The organism is Streptomyces sp. NRRL B-24484 (assembly GCF_000717715.1).
In the GTDB taxonomy this organism is placed as follows: domain Bacteria; phylum Actinomycetota; class Actinomycetes; order Streptomycetales; family Streptomycetaceae; genus Kitasatospora.
On record NZ_JOAI01000006.1, the window covers coordinates 1 to 16,869 of the forward strand.

Sequence of the window (16,869 nt, forward strand, 5' to 3'; positions counted from 1 at the left end):
ACTGCAGGGGGGACCCTGTGGGAGAGTAGGACGCCGCCGAACAATTCTTCTGAGAAGCCCCGCCCGGGGACACCGGGCGGGGCTTCTCGCATTTCCGGATCAGATCCGGGCGACCAGGGCGTACCGCTCGTCGGAGACCGGGCCGCCCCAGAGGGTCGCCTCCTGGCTGAGCGGTGTCACCGACAGTTCGGCGACGAGCGGACGCAGCGTGTCGGCGAGGTCCTGGGCGCGGACGCCGCCGGCCCACGGGAGCGGATGGGCCCCGGGAGCGTACGGAGAGGTGGAGTCACCCGCCTCGCGCCAGCGGCCCTCGACGAGCAGCAGCGTGCCGCCGGGCCGCAGCAGGCTCACCCAGTGCCGGAGTGCGGCGGGCGGGTCGGGGAGGGTCCACACCAGGTGGCGGGAGAGCAGGGCGTCGTAGCCGCCGGGCCGGGCGGGCGGGTCGCCGGCGTCACCGACGTGGAAGGCGGCTTCGAGGCCGGCGGCGGCCAGTTTGGCGCGGGCCCGGTCGATCATGGCGGGCGCGAGGTCGACGCCGGTGACGTGGTGGCCCTGCCGGGCCAGCAGGAGGGAGAGCGAGCCGGTGCCGCAGCCGAGGTCGAGGACGTGGGACGGTGCCTCCGGGAGCCATCCGTGCAGGTGGGCGGCCCAGGCCTCGCGGGTGGCGGGGTTGCGCAGGCCGTGGTCGGGCTCGTCGTCGAAGGTGTCGGCGGCCGCGTTCCAGTAGGCCGCGATCGGTGCGCGAGTGTCGATCATCGACCAAGTCTGCCAGGGGGTACGACAGTCCCGATGGGCCGCTCGGCCACCCTGTGGCGGCTACTCCCGGGGTGGCAGGGCGCGCTTGAAGCCCAAATGGGAGGCGGTGAAGCCGAGACGCTCGTAGAAGCGGTGGGCGTCGGTGCGGGTGGCGTCGGAGGTGAGCTGGACGAGGGTGGCACCGAGTTCGCGGGAGCGTTCGACGGCCCATTCGATCAAGGTGCTGCCGAGGCCGCTGCCGCGTTCGCCGGAGTGGATCCGGACACCCTCGACGATCGTGCGGGTGGCGCCGCGGCGGGAGAGGCCGGGGACGACGGTGAGCTGCAGGGTGCCGACGGTGCGGCCGTCGCGTTCGGCGACGACCAGGTGCTGGTGGGGGTCGTCGGCGATCCGGGCGAAGGCCGCGCGGTAGGGCGCGAGGTCGTCGGGGGACTCGCGGGTGGCGCCGAGCGGGTCGTCGGCCAGCATGGCCACGACGGCGGGCAGATCGGCCTCGGTCGCGGGCCGGATGACGAGGCCGCTCACGGACCGACCCTACGCCGGTCCGACGGTCCGTCATCCCGCGGGGTGGTGTGGGGTCGCGCAGTGACCGCGGGACGCGCCCCCGGGAGCGGCGTTCTCGCCGGTGGGGGGCTCGGCTGTCCGCGTCGGGAGGTACCGTGCGTGACACAACGGTCGCCGGCGCCGGGGCGTCGCCAGTACGGGGAGGGCCTCGTGACCACGGAGCAGCAGCGGGCCGGGCAGCAGCGCACCGCGCAGCACAACGCCGCGCAGCAGAATGCCGGCCAGCAGGGCGCCGGCCAGCAGGGCGCGGCGCCGGCGGGTGCCCCGCGGCAGCTCGCCCAGGTCGAGGGCGTGCTGGAGCGGATCACCTACGCGAACGACGAGACCGGCTACACGGTGGCCAGGGTGGACACCGGGCGCGGCGGGAACGACCTGCTGACGGTGGTGGGGGCACTGCTGGGGGCGCAGCCCGGCGAGTCGCTGCGGATGTTCGGGCGCTGGGGGTCGCATCCGCAGTACGGGCGGCAGTTCGCGGTGGAGAACTACACGACGGTGCTGCCGGCGACGGTGCAGGGCATCCGGCGGTACCTGGGGTCGGGACTGATCAAGGGGATCGGTCCGCGCTTCGCGGAGCGGATCGTGGACGCCTTCGGGGTGGACACCCTGGAGGTCATCGAGAACGAGCCGGGCCGGCTGATCGAGGTGCCGGGGCTGGGGCCGAAGCGGACGAGGATGATCGCGGCGGCGTGGGAGGAGCAGAAGGCCATCAAGGAGGTGATGGTCTTCCTGCAGGGGGTCGGGGTGTCGACCTCGCTGGCGGTGCGGATCTACAAGAAGTACGGCGACTCCTCGATCGGGGTGGTGAAGAACGAGCCGTACCGGCTGGCGGCGGACGTGTGGGGCATCGGTTTCCTCACGGCGGACCGGATCGCGCAGGCGGTGGGGATCCCGCACGACTCGCCGGAGCGGGTGAAGGCGGGGCTGCAGTACGCGCTGTCGCAGAGCAGCGACCAGGGGCACTGCTACCTGCCGGAGGAGCGGCTGATCGCGGACGGGGTGAAGCTGCTGCAGGTGGACGTGGGGCTGGTGATCGACTGCCTGTCGGAGCTGGTGACGGAGGAGGGGGTCGTCCGGGAGCGGGTGCCGGGGGAGGGCGGGGAGCCGGTCACGGCGGTGTACCTGGTGCCGTTCCACCGGGCGGAGGTGTCGCTGTCGAACCAGTTGCTGCGGTTGCTGAACGCGGAGGGTGACCGGCTGCCGGGCTTCGCGGGGGTGGACTGGGAGGCGGCGCTGGCCTGGCTGGCGCGCCGGACGGGTGCCGAACTGGCTCCGGAGCAGCGGGAGTCGGTGAAGCTGGCGTTGACCCGGAAGGTCGCGGTGCTGACCGGCGGTCCGGGCTGCGGGAAGTCGTTCACGGTGCGGTCGGTGGTGGAGCTGGCGCTGGCGAAGCGGGCGAAGGTGGTGCTGGCGGCGCCGACCGGGCGGGCGGCGAAGCGTCTGGCGGAGCTGACGGGGGCGGAGGCGTCGACGGTGCACCGGCTGCTGGAGCTGCGGCCGGGCGGGGAGGCGGCGTACGACCGGGACCGGCCGCTGGACGCGGACCTGGTGGTGGTCGACGAGGCGTCGATGCTGGACCTGATCCTGGCGAACAAGCTGGTGAAGGCGGTGGCGCCGGGGGCGCACCTGCTGTTCGTGGGGGACGTCGACCAGCTGCCGTCGGTGGGGGCCGGCGAGGTACTGCGGGACATGCTGTCGGAGGGGAGCCCGGTGCCGTCGGTGCGGTTGACGCGGATCTTCCGGCAGGCGCAGCAGTCGGGGGTGGTGACCAACGCGCACCGGATCAACGAGGGGTTGCCGCCGGTGACGGAGGGGCTGCCGGACTTCTTCCTGTTCGCGGAGGAGGACGCGGAGCGGGCGGCGGGGGTGACGGTGGACGTGGTGGCGCGGCGGATCCCGCAGCGGTTCGGCCTGGACCCGCGGCGGGACGTGCAGGTGCTGGCGCCGATGCACCGGGGGCCGGCGGGGGCGGGGAACCTGAACACGCTGCTGCAGGCGGCGGTGACGCCGGCCCGGGAGGGGTTGGCGGAGCGGCGGTTCGGCGGGCGGACCTTCCGGGTGGGGGACAAGGTCACGCAGATCCGGAACAACTACGAGAAGGGGGAGAACGGTGTGTTCAACGGCACGGTGGGGGTGGTCGTCTCACTGAGCGTGGAGGATCAGCGGCTGACGGTGCGCACCGACGAGGACGAGGAGGTGCCGTACGAGTTCGACGAGTTGGACGAGCTGGCGCACGCGTACGCGGTGACGATCCACCGGTCGCAGGGCAGCGAGTATCCGGCGGTGGTGATTCCGGTCACTACATCGGCATGGTCGATGCTTCAGCGAAATCTTCTCTACACGGCTGTGACGAGGGCGAAGAGACTGGTTGTACTGGTGGGGTCACGGAGGGCGATCGGGCAGGCCGTGAGGGCCGTCAGTGCAGGTCGCCGGCACTCCGCGCTTGATCATCGGCTGGCGATTGGATGATCCCCCGGGGGTGCGGTACGGTCCCAGGTTGTCTTGACGTGAAGAGATTTAGGGCGGAACCTGGTCTGGTGCCGATCTTGTCCGGTTCACACCGGCTTCGGCGACAGGTTTTGTATGGCGGGCCCCTTTTCGGCCCACCCCGGGTGCGCGGCTGTCCTCCGGATGGGGGATCGTAGGAACGTCAGGGCACTCGGATGAGGATTCATTTCGTCGGTGAGGAAGACGTGAGCGACAACTCGGTAGTACTGCGGTACCAGGACGGCGAGTACGAGTACCCCGTCGTCGAGAGCACTGCGGGCAACGCCGGCTTCGACATCTCGAAGCTGCTCCCGCAGACCGGCCTGGTCACCCTGGACAACGGCTTCGGCAACACCGCCGCCTACAAGTCCGCGATCACCTTCGTGGACGGTGACAACGGCATCCTGCGCTACCGCGGCTACCCGATCGAGCAGCTCGCCGAGCGCGGCAACTTCATCGAGACCGCGTACCTGCTGATCAACGGTGAGCTGCCGAAGGCCGAAGAGCTGTCGGCCTTCAACACCGAGATCACCCAGCACACGCTGCTGCACGAGGACGTCAAGCGCTTCTACCAGGGCTTCCCGCGGGACGCCCACCCGATGGCGATGCTGTCGTCGGTGGTCGGCGCCCTGTCGACCTTCTACCCGGAGAGCCACAACCCCTTCGACGCGGCGCAGCGCCACCTGTCGACGGTGCGTCTGCTGGCGAAGCTCCCGACGATCGCCGCCTACGCCTACAAGAAGGCGATGGGCCAGCCGTTCGTCTACCCGCGCAACGACCTGAGCTACGTCGAGAACTTCCTGCGGATGACGTTCGCCGTCCCCGCGGAGAACTACGAGCTCAACCCGGTCGTGGTGAACGCGCTGGACAAGCTGCTGATCCTGCACGCGGACCACGAGCAGAACTGCTCGACCTCGACGGTGCGCCTGGTCGGCTCCAGCCACGCCAACCTGTTCGCCTCGATCTCGGCGGGCATCTCGGCGCTGTGGGGCCCGCTGCACGGCGGCGCCAACCAGGCCGTGCTGGAGATGCTGGAGGCCATCCAGAAGGACGGCGGCGACGTCGACGCGTTCATCCGCAAGGTGAAGAACCGCGAGGACGGCGTCAAGCTGATGGGCTTCGGCCACCGCGTGTACAAGGCGTTCGACCCGCGCGCCGCGCAGGTCAAGCTCCTGGCGCACGAGGTGCTCAGCCAGCTCGGCAAGAGCGACGAGCTGCTCGACATCGCGCTGAAGCTGGAGGAGCACGCGCTCAGCGACGACTTCTTCGTCTCGCGCAAGCTGTACCCGAACGTGGACTTCTACACGGGCCTGATCTACCGCGCGATGGGCTTCCCGACCAGCATGTTCACCGTGCTGTTCGCGCTGGGCCGGCTGCCCGGCTGGATCGCCCACTGGCACGAGATGATCAACGACCCGACCAGCCGCATCGGCCGTCCGCGGCAGATCTACACCGGCACCGCGATCCGCGACTACGTGGAGCTCGGCGAGCGCTGACCCGGTACGTGCGAAGGGCCCGGCCGCTCCCCTCGGGGCGGCCGGGCCCTTCGGCGTTCCGGCGGACCGAGGAGGTCCGCCGGGAAGACCCGGCGCACGGCACCCGGGTGCGACCGCGCCAGGGACGGCCGCTCAAAGCGTCCCTGACCTTCGCACCCCGGCGCCGTGCGCTGTGCCGCCGAACCCGTCGGCGACGGTACCGGGGCCCGCCGGAGCCCCGTTCGCGGCAGCCCGGCCGGTGCGGAGGCGTGAAGCCGTTCGCCACACCGCCGCGGGGCCGGAGAAAACCGCCGCAGTACACACGGTATGACGTATCCGGGGTCCGGGAGTTACGTTCCCGGAGTGTGACTTGCCTCTCTCCACGCTCCGTGTGCGCGCGGTGCCGGAACCGGGCCGAGCGGTCCGTCCCCTTATCACACGCTTTCCGGCGCGCTGCGTCACCCTCCCCGCAGCCTTCGCAACCCAGCGTGATAGGAATCGACTCATTCCGGTACGGAGCGTCCGCACGCGCCCGCGGTGGCGTCGGGGCAGGGAGGGAGTGCGCAGATGACCAGGAACGTCGTCGTCACCGGTGGTGGCACCGGCATCGGGTACGAGGTGGCCCGCCGCTTCGCCGAGGCGGGGGAGCGCGTGGTGATCGTCGGGCGCCGGCGCGCGGTGCTCGACCGGGCGGCCGCCGAGCTCGGCGAGAACGTCTCCACCCTGGTCTGCGACCTCGCCGACCCGGACGCGGTGGAGCACGCCCTGGACTCCCTGCCGGCGACCGTGGACGTCCTGGTCAACAACGCGGGCAGCCGGGAGACCGTGATCGGGGCCGGCCCGCACGCCGTGCTGGCGCGCTGGCGGGGCGACTTCGAGCGCAACGTGCTCACGGTGGTGCTGCTCACCGAGTCGATCCGGGAGCGGCTGACGCCGGGCTCCGGCCGGGTGGTGACGGTCAGTTCCATCGCGGCGCTGCGCGGCGCGGGTTCGTACGGGGCGGCGAAGGCCTCGCTGCACGCCTGGAACAACTTCCTGGCGGCCCAGTTGGGCCCGTCCGGGATCACCGCGAACATCGTCGCCCCGGGCACCGTCTCCGGCACCGAGTTCTTCGGGCCGCGGCTGGACGAGGCGGAGGTCTCCCGCCGGGCCGCGCGCACCCTGCTCGGGCGGATCGGCGAGCCGTTCGAGGTCGCCGCGGCCGTCCAGTTCCTGGCCTCGCCGGAGGCCGGGTTCATCACCGGCGAGATCCTGCACTGCAACGGTGGCGAGCTGCTCGGCCGCTGAGCGCGACGGTGACGGCCCCGGGCGGATCTCCGCCCGGGGCCGTCACCGTGCGGTGGCTCAGGAGGAGGCGTCGAAGCGGCGCAGCCGCAGGCTGTTGGTGACCACGAAGACCGAGGAGAAGGCCATGGTGGCGCCGGCGACGACCGGGTTGAGCAGCCCGGCCGCGGCGAGCGGGATCGCCGCGACGTTGTAGGCGAAGGCCCAGAACAGGTTGCCCTTGATGGTGCCGAGGGTGCGGCGGGCGAGCCGGATCGCGTCGCCGGCCGCGCGGAGGTCGCCGCGGACGAGGGTGAGGTCGCCGGCCTCGATCGCCGCGTCGGTGCCGGTGCCCATGGCGAGGCCGAGGTCGGCCTGGGCGAGCGCGGCGGCGTCGTTCACGCCGTCGCCGACCATGGCGACCGAGCGGCCCTCTGCCTGCAGCCGCTTCACCGCGGCGACCTTCTCCTCGGGGAGGACCTCGGCGAGGACGTCCTCGGCGGGGATGCCGACCTCGGCGGCGACGGCCTCGGCGACGGCCCGGTTGTCGCCGGTGAGCAGCACCGGGCGCAGGCCGAGGGCGCGCAGGTCGGCGACGGCTCCGGCACTGGTCGGCTTCACCGTGTCGGCGATCTCCAGGACGGCCCGGGCGGAGCCGTCCCAGCCGACCGCGACGGCGGTGCGGCCGGCCCGTTCGGCGGCGGCGCGGGCGGCGGCCAGCTCCGGCGGCAGCGGCAGCGAGCGGCCGGTGAGCAGCGCCTCGCGGCCGGCGACGACGGTGCGGCCCTCGACGGTGCCCTGCACGCCGAGCCCGGGGACGTTGGCGAAGTCCTCGACCGGCGGCAGCTGGCCGGTGCGCTCGGCCGCGGCGGCGGCGATGGCGGCGGCGACCGGGTGCTCGGAGGCGTGCTCGACGGCGCCGGCCAGGCGCAGTGCCTGCCGTTCGTCGGTGCCGTCGGCGGTGTGCACGGCGACCAGGGACATCCGGCCGGTGGTGACGGTGCCGGTCTTGTCGAGGACGACGGTGTCGACCCGGCGGGTGGTCTCCAGCACCTCGGGGCCCTTGATGAGGATGCCGAGCTGGGCGCCGCGGCCGGTGCCGACCATGAGGGCGGTCGGGGTGGCGAGGCCGAGCGCGCACGGGCAGGCGATGATCAGCACGGCGACCGCGGCGGTGAACGCCTCGGTGGGGTCGGCGTCGAGCAGCAGCCAGGTGACCAGGGTGCCGAGCGCGATCAGGATGACGACCGGTACGAAGACCGCGGAGATCCGGTCGGCGAGGCGCTGGGCGGCGGCCTTGCCGTTCTGCGCCTCCTCGACCAGGCGGGCCATCCGGGCGAGTTGGGTGTCGGCGCCGACCCGGGTGGCCTCGACGACGAGGCGGCCGCCGGCGTTGACGGTGGCGCCGGTGACGGTGTCGCCGACCGAGACCTCGACGGGGACGGACTCGCCGGTGAGCATGGAGGCGTCGACGGCGGAGGCGCCCTCGACGACGGTGCCGTCGGTGGCGATCTTCTCGCCGGGGCGGACCACGAAGCGCATGCCGGGGGTCAGTTGCGCGACCGGGACGCGCTGCTCGCGGCCGTCGCGCAGCACGGCGACGTCCTTGGCACCGAGGTCCAGCAGGGCGTGCAGGGCGGCGCCGGCCCGCCGCTTGGACCGCGCCTCCAGCCAGCGGCCGAGCAGGATCAGGGTGGTGACGGCGGCGGCGGTCTCCAGGTAGAGCGTGGAGGAGGCGTCGCCGGTGCCGACCGCGAGGGTGAAGCCGTGCCGCATCCCCGGCATGCCGGCGTCGCCGAGGAACAGCGCCCAGACCGACCAGCCGAACGCGGCGAGGGTGCCGAGCGAGACCAGGGTGTCCATGGTCGCTGCGCCGTGCCGGAGGTTGGTCCAGGCGGCGCGGTGGAAGGGCAGGCCGCCGTACACGACGACCGGGCCGGTGAGGGCGAAGGCCAGCCACTGCCAGTTGTCGAACTGCAGGGCCGGGACCATCGACAGCAGCACCACCGGCACCGTCAGCACGGCGCTGACCAGCAGCCGCTCGCGCAGCGGGTCCGGCTCGCGCGCGGTGTCGGCCTGGCGCTCGTCGGCCGGTTCGGGGGCGGGCGGCGGCGGGGGCTCCGCCGTGTAGCCGGTGCGCTCGACGGTGGCGATCAGGTCGTCGACGGTGACGCCGGCGGCGAAGTCCACCCGGGCCTTCTCCGTGGCGAAGTTCACGGTGGCCTCGACGCCGTCCATCCGGTTGAGCTTCTTCTCGATCCGGGCGGCGCAGGAGGCGCAGGTCATCCCGCCGATCGACAGCTCGACGCGCTGCTGGGCGGTGTCCCCGGTGGCGTGCATGGTCGTGCTCATCTCATCTCCTCGGACGAGCGTACCGGGGGCGCGGGCTCGGGCCGCGCCCCCCGCGGCGGTCTCAGGCGGTGCGGCCGACGAGCTCGTAGCCGGCCTCGTCCACGGCGGCGCGGACCTGCTCGTCGTCGAGCGGGGCGGCGGAGGAGACGGTGACGGTGCCGGCCTTGGCGTCGGCGGCGACCTCGGTGACACCGGCGATGCCGGACACCTCGGCGGTCACCGACTTCTCGCAGTGGCCGCAGCTCATGCCGGCGACGGTGTAGGTGACGGTGCTGGACATGGGTGCCTCCGGGCGGTGTCGGGCGCGGCCTGCTGCCGTGCGCCTGCCTCTGCCAACACCATACCCCCCAGGGGTATTCCACGCGCGGCGGGTCGGCTGTGGCGTGGACCTCGGAACGTACACCGCCGCGACGGGCGGTGGCCGTGCAGGCGCGCTCCGCGCATCCGGCGTGCGCACGGATGTCACCCCGCCGGCGGGCGGCCGTGGGCGGCGCGATCCGGCGCCCTGTCCGATATGTTCGGTATGTGTTCCGGAGCAGCCGAGTCCAGCGCGCCGCCGTGCGCGACGCCACCGGGCTGGCCCCGGCCCGGCGCAAGTCCGCGATGCTCGCCACCGACCTCCAGGACCTCTCCTTCCGCCGCCGCGCAGCCCCGGCGCTCCTCGCCGTCCTGACGATCTCGCTGGTCGACTTCTTCACCGGCCAGGACCGCTACCTCGCCCCGCTGATGGTCGTCGTGCCGCCCATCTCCGCACTGCTGCTCACCCCCGTCGAACTCCTGCTGGTCTGCGGCGTCGGCTTCCTCTCGCTGCTGTGGCTCAGCAACTACGACCAGGTCGCCAACTTCCACGACGGCCGCTTCCTGATCGGCGCCATGGTCAGCTACGTCGCGCTCACCGCGATCAGCGCCTACATCGCCGAACTGCGCATGCGCCGGGCCGCCGCCTTCGCCGCCGTCAGCTCCGTCGCCGAGGCCGCCCAGCGCGCCCTGCTGCGCCGGCCCGGGCCCAAGGTCGGACCGCTGCGCCTCGCCGTGCGCTACGTCTCGGCCGCGGACGAGGCCAGGATCGGCGGCGACCTCTACTCCGCCCTGGACACCCCGCACGGCACCCGGCTGCTGGTCGGCGACGTCCGCGGCAAGGGGCTGGGCGCGGTGCAGACCGCGGCGGTGGTGCTCGGCGCCTTCCGCGAGGCTGCCTACGACGAGGACAAGCTCAACCGGGTCGCGGCCCGGATCGAGGCGAGCGTCGAGCGGCACGTGCCCGACGGGGAGTTCACCACCGCCCTGTTCGCCGAGTTCGGCGCGGCCGGCACGGTCGAACTGCTGCACTTCGGACACGTCCCGCCGATCCGGGTCGCCGCGGACGGCACCGTCGCGGTGCTGGAGGCCGCCGACCCGTGGGTGCCGCTCGGGCTCGGCCCGCTCGCCACCGGCGAACCCACCGCCGTCCGGTACCCCTTCGGGCCCGAGGACGTGCTGGTGCTCTGCACCGACGGCGTGGTCGAGGCCCGCCACCACCGCACCGGCGAGTTCTACCCGCTCGCCGAACGGGTCGGCCCGCTGGTGCGCGGCACCGCCCGCTCCGCCGCCGAACTGGAGTCCGCGGTCGGCCGGGTCTACGCCGACCTGCTGCTGCACACCGGCGGCGAACTCGGCGACGACGCCCTGCTGATGCTGGTCAGCCGCCCCGGCGACCAGCCGCAGCACCCGCACGTCCCGCACCACGAGCGCTAGGACGTGTCTCCGGGGGGGCTCGGGCGCCCTGTGCGGCATCCGTACGCCCTTGAAGACGGCCCCGTCACGGCTCCCGGCAGGCCTCGGCCAGTGCGGCGAACAGCAGCGCCGACGACACCGCCCCCGGATCGAGGTGGCCCGCGCTGCGCGGCCCCAGGTACGAGGCACGGCCCTTGCGCGCCACCAGCGGCACCGTCGCCCGCGCGCCCTGCTCCGCCGCGGCGGCCGCCGCAGCCGAAGCCGCCGCCAGCCCCTGCCCCGCCGTGGCCGCGAACGCCGCGACGGCCGGCGCCCAGGCGTCGACCATCGTCTTGTCCCCGGGCTGCGCCCCGCCGAGCGACCGGACCGCGCCGAGCGCCCCGGCCAGTGCCGCGGCCACCTCGTCCGGGCCGGCCGTCGCCCCCGGCAGCGCCCGGCCGGCCGCGCGCAGCGCACTGCCGTAGAGCGGCCCGGAGGCCCCGCCGACCGTCGAGATCAGGGTCCGGCCCGCTGCCGCCAGCAGGGCACCGGGGGAGCGGTCGGCGTCCGCCGCACCCCCGGTGCCCGCGGTGTCCAGGCCGGCCAGGACGGCGGTGAAGCCGCGGCGCAGGTTGCTGCCGTGGTCGCCGTCGCCGATCGCGGTGTCCAGCTCGGTGAGTTCGGCCTCCCGGTCGGTCACGGCGGCGGCCGCAGCACGCAGCCAGGCCTCGGTGCGGGCGGTGTCCAGCTCCATGCGGCTCTCCTGCCGGTCGGCCGGGCGGCGGTCGGGTCAGGTCGGGACCGGGTCAGGACCAGGTCAGGGCGGGGGTGTCGACCGGTGCGTCCCAGAGCCGGAGCAGCTCGGCGTCGGCCCGGGTGAGGGTCAGCGAGAAGCCCGCCATGTCGAGGCTGGTGACGTAGTTGCCGACCAGGCTGCGGGCGATTCCCACCTCGGCGTCCGCGAGCCGGGCCGCGACCTCGCCGAAGACCACGTACAGCTCCAGCAGCGGCGTCGCGCCCATGCCGTTGACCAGGGCGATCACCTCGTCGCCGGGCGCGAGCCCGTGGTCGGCCAGGACGGTGTCGACCACCTCGGCGGCCAGCTCCCGGGCCGGGCGCATCGCTTCGCGCCGGCGGCCCGGCTCGCCGTGGATGCCGACACCGGCCTCGATCTCGTCCTCCGGCAGGTCGAACCCGGGCCGGCCGACGGCCGGCACGGTCGCCGCCGTCAGCGCGACCGCGAAGGAGCGGGAGGCGGCGTTCACCCGGCGGCCGAGGGCGGCGACCTCGGCGAGCGGTGCGCCCAGCTCGGCGAGCGCCCCGGCGGCCTTCTCCACCACCAGGGTCGCGCCGGTGCCGCGGCGGCCCGCGGTGAAGGTGGAGTCCTGCACGGCCACGTCGTCGTCGACCAGGACGGTCGCCACCTCGATGTCCTCCTCGGCGGCGAGCTCGGCGGCCAGGGCGAAGTTCATCACGTCACCGGTGTAGTTCTTCACCACGAACAGCACCCCGCCGCCGGTGTCGACGGCCCGCGCGGCGGCCAGCATCTGGTCGGGGACGGGCGACGTGAAGACCTCGCCCGGGCAGGCCGCGTCCAGCATGCCCGGGCCGACGAAGCCGACGTGCAGCGGCTCGTGGCCCGAGCCGCCGCCGGAGACCAGGGCCGTCTTGCCGGGCGCGCCGGGGCGGGCCCGGCGGACCACCCGGGCCGCGGTGTCCACCACCAGCTCGGGGTGGGCGGCGGCGAGCCCGGCGAGGGCGTCCGCCACGACCGTCTCCGGACTGTTGATCAGCTTCTTCACGCGGCACTCCCTCGGGCCCGGCTCTCCGCGCCCGACGTTACGCCCGGCACCCCCGGTCACCGGGGGCTGCGACACGCCGGAACGCCCCGGAGCCGGCCCCGCCCGGAGCCACCGCACCGGGGCTAGGGTGCGGGCATGACCGCACCGGTGGGCATCGTCCTGGTCTCGCACAGCCCCGCGCTCGCCGCCGGCCTGGCCGAGCTGCTGGCCGAGCTGGGCGCCGGCGCCGTGCGGGTGGCGCTCGCCGCGGGCAGCGCCGACGGCGGGCTCGGCACCAGTGACGAGAAGATCGCCCGGGCGCTCGCCGAGGCCGACGGCGGCGGCGGGGTCGCCGTCCTCGCCGACCTGGGCAGCGCCGTGCTGACCGCCCGGCTGGTGCTCGCCGACCGGCCCGGCGCGGTGCTGGTCGACGCGCCGTTCGTCGAGGGCGCCGTGGCCGCGACCGTGACCGCCTCCGCCGGCGCCCCGCTGGACGAGGTGGTGGCCGCCGCCGAGGAGGCCCGCGGTCACCGCAAGCTCTGACCGGGGCCGGGCCCTACTTGGCGTCGGCGTAGCAGTCGACCACCGCGGTGCTCATCGGGAAGCGGACCGGGGTGTCGCCGAAGACCAGCAGCCGGGCCTCCTCCGCCGCGGCGGCGACCTCCTCGGCGACCCGGTCGGCGAGGTCGGCCGGGGTGTGCACCACCACCTCGTCGTGCTGGAAGAACACCAGGTGCGGCCGGTCGGCGCCGGAGGCGAGCCCGGCCAGCCGGCGGCGCAGCGCGGCGAGCAGGGCGAGCGCCCAGTCCGCGGCGCTGGCCTGGATCACGAAGTTGCGGGTGAAGCGGCCGCGGGCCCGGGCGGAACGGCCGCCGGCCTCGCCCGCCGTCTCGGGCGCCTCGGTGAGGTCCAGCCAGTCCGCGGACGGCGGCGGGCAGGTGCGGCCCAGCCGGGAGCGGACGATGCCGCCGTCCTCGCCCGTCCGGGCGGCGGCCTCCACGTACCCCATCGCGGCGGGGTAGCGGCGGCGCAGGGTGGCCAGCAGCGGGCCGATGTCGCCGCTGGTCTGCCCGTACATCGCGCCGAGCAGGCCGAGCTTGGCCTTGGACCGGTCGCCGTGGAAGGCCGTCGCGGCGAGCGCCTCGTAGAGGTCGCCCTGGGCGGCGGTGCGGGCGAGGCCGGCGTCCTCGGAGAGGGCGGCGAGGACGCGCGGTTCGAGCTGGGCGGCGTCGGCGACGACCAGGGACCAGCCGGGATCGGCGACCACGGCGCGGCGCAGGATCCGCGGGATCTGCAGGGCGCCGCCGCCGCGGGTCGCCCAGCGGCCGGAGACCACCCCGCCGACCACGTACTCGGGGCGGAACCGGCCGTTGCGGGCCCAGGCCGCCTGCCAGGCCCAGCCGTGCGCGGCGTGCAGCCGGGACAGCTCCTTGTAGCGGATCATCAGCTCGGCGGCCGGGTGGTCGACCCGGCGCAGCTCCCAGCTGCGGGTGGAGCCGAGCTGGATGCCCCGGTCGGCGAAGGCACGCAGCACCTGGCCGTGCGAGTCGGGGTTGAACGGGCGCCCGCCCAGGGACCGCTGCAGTTCGGCGGCGAGTTCGGCCAGCCGGCGCGGCGGGGCGCCGGGGACCTGCGGGCGCGGGCCGAGCAGTTCGGTCAGCAGCCGGTCGTGCAGGTCGCTGCGCCAGGGCAGGCCGTCGCGGGCCATCTCGGCGGCGAGCAGGCCGCCGGCCGACTCGGCGGCGGCCAGCAGCCGGAAGCGGTGGCGTTCGCCGGGGTCGGCGATCGCGGCGGTGCGGCGCTGCTGCTCGGCGTGGACGGCGACGACGGCCGCCAGCGCGTCGGTGCCGGGCGGCAGCTGCAGCCGGTCGGGGGCGAAGAGGCCGTCCTGCTCGTCCTCGGCGCCGCTCTCCGGCAGGTCGGTGGGGACGGGCAGCCCGCGCAGCCGGGCCCAGGCGGCGCCGAGCGAGCGGGGCTCGCCGAAGCGGCCCTCCAGGCCGAGCAGCAGCGGCTCGGTGAGCCGCAGGTCGTGGCTGCGGGCGAGGCGGACGGGCAGCAGCGGCGCGTACGCGCCGTCGGTGGCGGCGAACACCCAGCGCGGCCGGTCGGCGGCCTCGCGTTCGGCGACGGCGTCGGCGAGGGCGGGTGCGTGCCCGGGCGGGCCGAGCGGGGTGCCGTCCTCGCCGAGCGGCTGCAGCCGGCCGCCGGGGCCGTGCTGGTCGGGGACCAGGGCGTACCGGGGGGCCATCGGCGGCCTCCTTCCTCGCTCGGGGTACTCGTACGTCGTACCGGGTGGGGCCGGGGAGGCCCTTGCCCCGACCGTAGCGCGCGGCACCGACAGGGCCCGACCGGCGCGGCGCCCGGAGGGGCGGGCGCCGGGCCCGCGGCGAGGTTCCGCCAGCGGTCGGAAGCCGCCTCCGGAGGCCGTAGGCAGCGGTGGTGACAGCGCATAGGGTCGGCGAAATGACCGACAACCCCTTCTTCCCGACCAGCACCCTGGTCCACGAGCTGCCGCCCTTCGCCGAGATCCGCGAGGAGCACTACCTGCCGGCCTTCGAGCAGGGCATGGCGCTGCAGCTCACCGAGATCGCCGGGATCGTGGCCGACCCGGAGCCGCCGACCTTCGACAACACGGTCGTGGCGCTGGAGCGTTCGGGTGCGCTGCTGAAGCGGGTCGCCGTCGCGTTCGAGAACCAGGGGGACTCCGACACCAGCCCGGGGCTGCAGGAGCTGGACGCCGAGATCAGCCCGCGGCTGGCCCGCCACCGGGACGCCGTGCACCTGGACGCCGGGCTGTTCGCCCGGATCGACGCGCTGTACCGCCGCCGCTCCGAGCTCGGCCTCGACCCGGAGTCGCTGCGGCTGCTGGAGCGCCGGCACACCGCGTTCGTCCGGGCCGGCGCCGAGCTGCCCGCCGCCGACCAGCAGCGGCTGCGCGAGATCAACGCCGAACTGGCCGCCGCCGCCACCGCCTTCCGCCGCAACCTCATGGACGACACCCGGGCCCGGGCGATCGTGCTGGACGGGCCCGAGCGGCTCGCCGGGCTGTCCGCGGACGCGGTCGCCGCGGCCGCCGAGAACGGCCGGGCGCTCGGCCGGGACGGCTCGTACGTGCTCAGCCTGAAGAACTTCTCCAACCAGACCGAGCTCGCCCAGCTCACCGACCGCTCGATGCGCGAGCGGCTGCTGGCGGCCTCGCTCGGCCGGGCGGCCGCCACGAACGGGCCGCTGGCGATCCGGACGGCCGGGCTGCGGGCCGAGCGCGCCGCCCTGCTCGGCCACCCGAGCCACGCCGCGTACGTGGTGGCCGACGAGACCGCGGGCAGCGTGGCCGCGGTCGACGCGATGCTCGCCCGGCTGGCCGGCCCGGCGGTGGCCAACGCCGAGCGGGAGGCCGCCGAACTGCTCGCCGCCGCCCGCGCGGACGGCCTCACCTCGATCGCGGCGCACGACTGGGCGTACTACGCGGAGCGGGTGCGGCAGACCGCGTACCGGGTGGACGCGGCGGAGCTGCGCCCCTACCTGGAACTCGAACGGGTGCTGCACGACGGCGTGTTCTTCGCGGCGCAGCTGGTCTACGGGGTGGTGCTGCAGGAGCGGCCGGAGCTGGTGGCGTACCACCCGGACGCCCGGGTCTTCGAGGTGTTCGACGGGGACGGCGGCTCGCTCGGCCTGTTCGTCGGCGACTTCTTCGCCCGCGACTCCAAGCGCGGCGGCGCCTGGATGAACGAACTGGTCCAGCAGTCGCACCTGCTGGGCAAGCGCCCGGTGGTGGTGAACAACCTCAACATCGCGAAGCCGGCGCCCGGCGAGCCGGCGCTGCTCACCTGGGACGAGGTGCGCACGCTCTTCCACGAGTTCGGGCACGCGCTGCACGGGCTGTTCTCGGACGTCCGCTACCCGCTGTTCGCCGGCACCGAAGTGCCGCGCGACTTCGTGGAGTTCCCCTCCCAGGTCAACGAGATGTGGATGGTCCGGCCGGAGGTGCTGGCCAACTACGCCCGCCACCACGCCACCGGGGAGCCGCTGCCGGCCGAGCTGGTGGAGCGGATGGCGGCGGCGGAGTCCTTCGGCCAGGGCTTCCGCACCGTCGAGTACCTGGGCGCGGCCGTGATCGACTGGGCCTGGCACACCCTGCCGGCCGGCACCGAGGTCGCGGACGCCGAGGAGTTCGAGGCGCAGGCGCTCGCCCGGGCCGGCCTCGCGGTGGCCGCGGTGCCGCCGCGCTACCGGACGGCGTACTTCAGCCACGTGTTCTCGGGCGAGTACAGCGCCGGGTACTACGCGTACATCTGGTCGGAGGTGCTGGACGCGGACACCGTCGAGTGGTTCGCCTCGAACGGCCTCGGGGCGCGGGAGAGCGGCGAGGTGTTCCGCCGCGAGCTGCTGGCCCGCGGCGGCAGCCGGCCGGCGCTGGACTGCTTCCGCGCGGTGGTCGGCCGCGACCCGGAGATCGGCCCGCTGCTGGCCCGCCGCGGCCTGGCCTGAGCCGGCCGGGCGGG

General features: G+C 74.6%; 13 protein-coding genes. 6 read left to right on the forward strand and 7 right to left on the reverse strand.

Annotated features, from left to right (window positions below; translation table 11 throughout):
- Window positions 1-99: 99 nt before the first annotated feature.
- The gene (locus IE98_RS0107400) at window positions 100-756 is read right to left on the reverse strand and encodes a class I SAM-dependent methyltransferase (protein ID WP_030266137.1); all 657 of its coding nucleotides are present in this window, start codon (window positions 754-756) and stop codon (window positions 100-102) included.
- A 60-nt stretch (window positions 757-816) separates the two neighbouring features.
- A complete protein-coding gene (locus IE98_RS0107405; RefSeq protein ID WP_030266140.1) occupies window positions 817-1,281 on the reverse strand; it encodes a GNAT family N-acetyltransferase in 465 nt (154 codons plus the stop codon).
- Between the two features lie 330 nt (window positions 1,282-1,611).
- On the opposite strand from IE98_RS0107405, the gene IE98_RS0107410 reads away from it, so the two are divergent.
- From IE98_RS0107410 to IE98_RS0107420, 3 genes are all read left to right on the forward strand, one after another.
- Window positions 1,612-3,786 carry an ATP-dependent RecD-like DNA helicase gene (locus tag IE98_RS0107410; RefSeq protein ID WP_030266143.1) on the forward strand — a complete coding sequence of 725 codons (2,175 nt, stop codon included), beginning with the start codon at window positions 1,612-1,614 and terminating at the stop codon, window positions 3,784-3,786.
- 224 nt (window positions 3,787-4,010) lie between these two features.
- The gene (locus IE98_RS0107415) at window positions 4,011-5,300 is read left to right on the forward strand and encodes a citrate synthase (protein WP_030266147.1); all 1,290 of its coding nucleotides are present in this window, start codon (window positions 4,011-4,013) and stop codon (window positions 5,298-5,300) included.
- A gap of 546 nt (window positions 5,301-5,846) precedes the next feature.
- Window positions 5,847-6,566, forward strand: coding sequence for an SDR family NAD(P)-dependent oxidoreductase (locus IE98_RS0107420; RefSeq protein ID WP_030266149.1), 720 nt, complete (start codon window positions 5,847-5,849; stop codon window positions 6,564-6,566).
- A gap of 57 nt (window positions 6,567-6,623) precedes the next feature.
- On the opposite strand, the gene IE98_RS0107425 is transcribed toward IE98_RS0107420, so the two are convergent.
- A complete protein-coding gene (locus tag IE98_RS0107425; RefSeq protein WP_030266151.1) occupies window positions 6,624-8,894 on the reverse strand; it encodes a heavy metal translocating P-type ATPase in 2,271 nt (756 codons plus the stop codon).
- 61 nt (window positions 8,895-8,955) lie between these two features.
- Entirely contained in the window at window positions 8,956-9,174 is a 219-nt protein-coding gene (locus tag IE98_RS0107430; protein ID WP_030266153.1) for a heavy-metal-associated domain-containing protein, read from the reverse strand.
- 245 nt (window positions 9,175-9,419) lie between these two features.
- On the opposite strand from IE98_RS0107430, the gene IE98_RS0107435 reads away from it, so the two are divergent.
- On the forward strand, window positions 9,420-10,628 hold the full coding sequence (locus tag IE98_RS0107435) for a PP2C family protein-serine/threonine phosphatase (protein WP_234443445.1): 1,209 nt from the start codon (window positions 9,420-9,422) through the stop codon (window positions 10,626-10,628).
- 64 nt (window positions 10,629-10,692) lie between these two features.
- Here IE98_RS0107435 and dhaL read toward each other — a convergent pair whose 3' ends face one another.
- Together dhaL and dhaK are read right to left on the reverse strand one after the other, a co-directional pair.
- Window positions 10,693-11,340: a dihydroxyacetone kinase subunit DhaL gene (dhaL, locus tag IE98_RS0107440; protein ID WP_030266159.1), complete on the reverse strand. Its 648-nt coding sequence runs from the start codon at window positions 11,338-11,340 to the stop codon at window positions 10,693-10,695.
- 52 nt (window positions 11,341-11,392) lie between these two features.
- Window positions 11,393-12,388, reverse strand: coding sequence for a dihydroxyacetone kinase subunit DhaK (gene dhaK, locus IE98_RS0107445; protein ID WP_030266161.1), 996 nt, complete (start codon window positions 12,386-12,388; stop codon window positions 11,393-11,395).
- A gap of 135 nt (window positions 12,389-12,523) precedes the next feature.
- Here dhaK and IE98_RS0107450 point away from each other — a divergent pair, with 135 nt between their 5' ends.
- Entirely contained in the window at window positions 12,524-12,910 is a 387-nt protein-coding gene (locus IE98_RS0107450) for a PTS-dependent dihydroxyacetone kinase phosphotransferase subunit DhaM (protein WP_030266164.1), read from the forward strand.
- Window positions 12,911-12,923: 13 nt separating this feature from the next.
- Here the strand turns inward: IE98_RS0107450 and IE98_RS0107455 are convergent, their stop codons facing one another.
- Entirely contained in the window at window positions 12,924-14,615 is a 1,692-nt protein-coding gene (locus IE98_RS0107455) for a bifunctional 3'-5' exonuclease/DNA polymerase (RefSeq protein WP_030266167.1), read from the reverse strand.
- A 215-nt stretch (window positions 14,616-14,830) separates the two neighbouring features.
- On the opposite strand from IE98_RS0107455, the gene IE98_RS0107460 reads away from it, so the two are divergent.
- Window positions 14,831-16,855: a M3 family metallopeptidase gene (locus tag IE98_RS0107460; RefSeq protein WP_030266170.1), complete on the forward strand. Its 2,025-nt coding sequence runs from the start codon at window positions 14,831-14,833 to the stop codon at window positions 16,853-16,855.
- The last annotated feature ends 14 nt before the right edge of the window (window positions 16,856-16,869 follow it).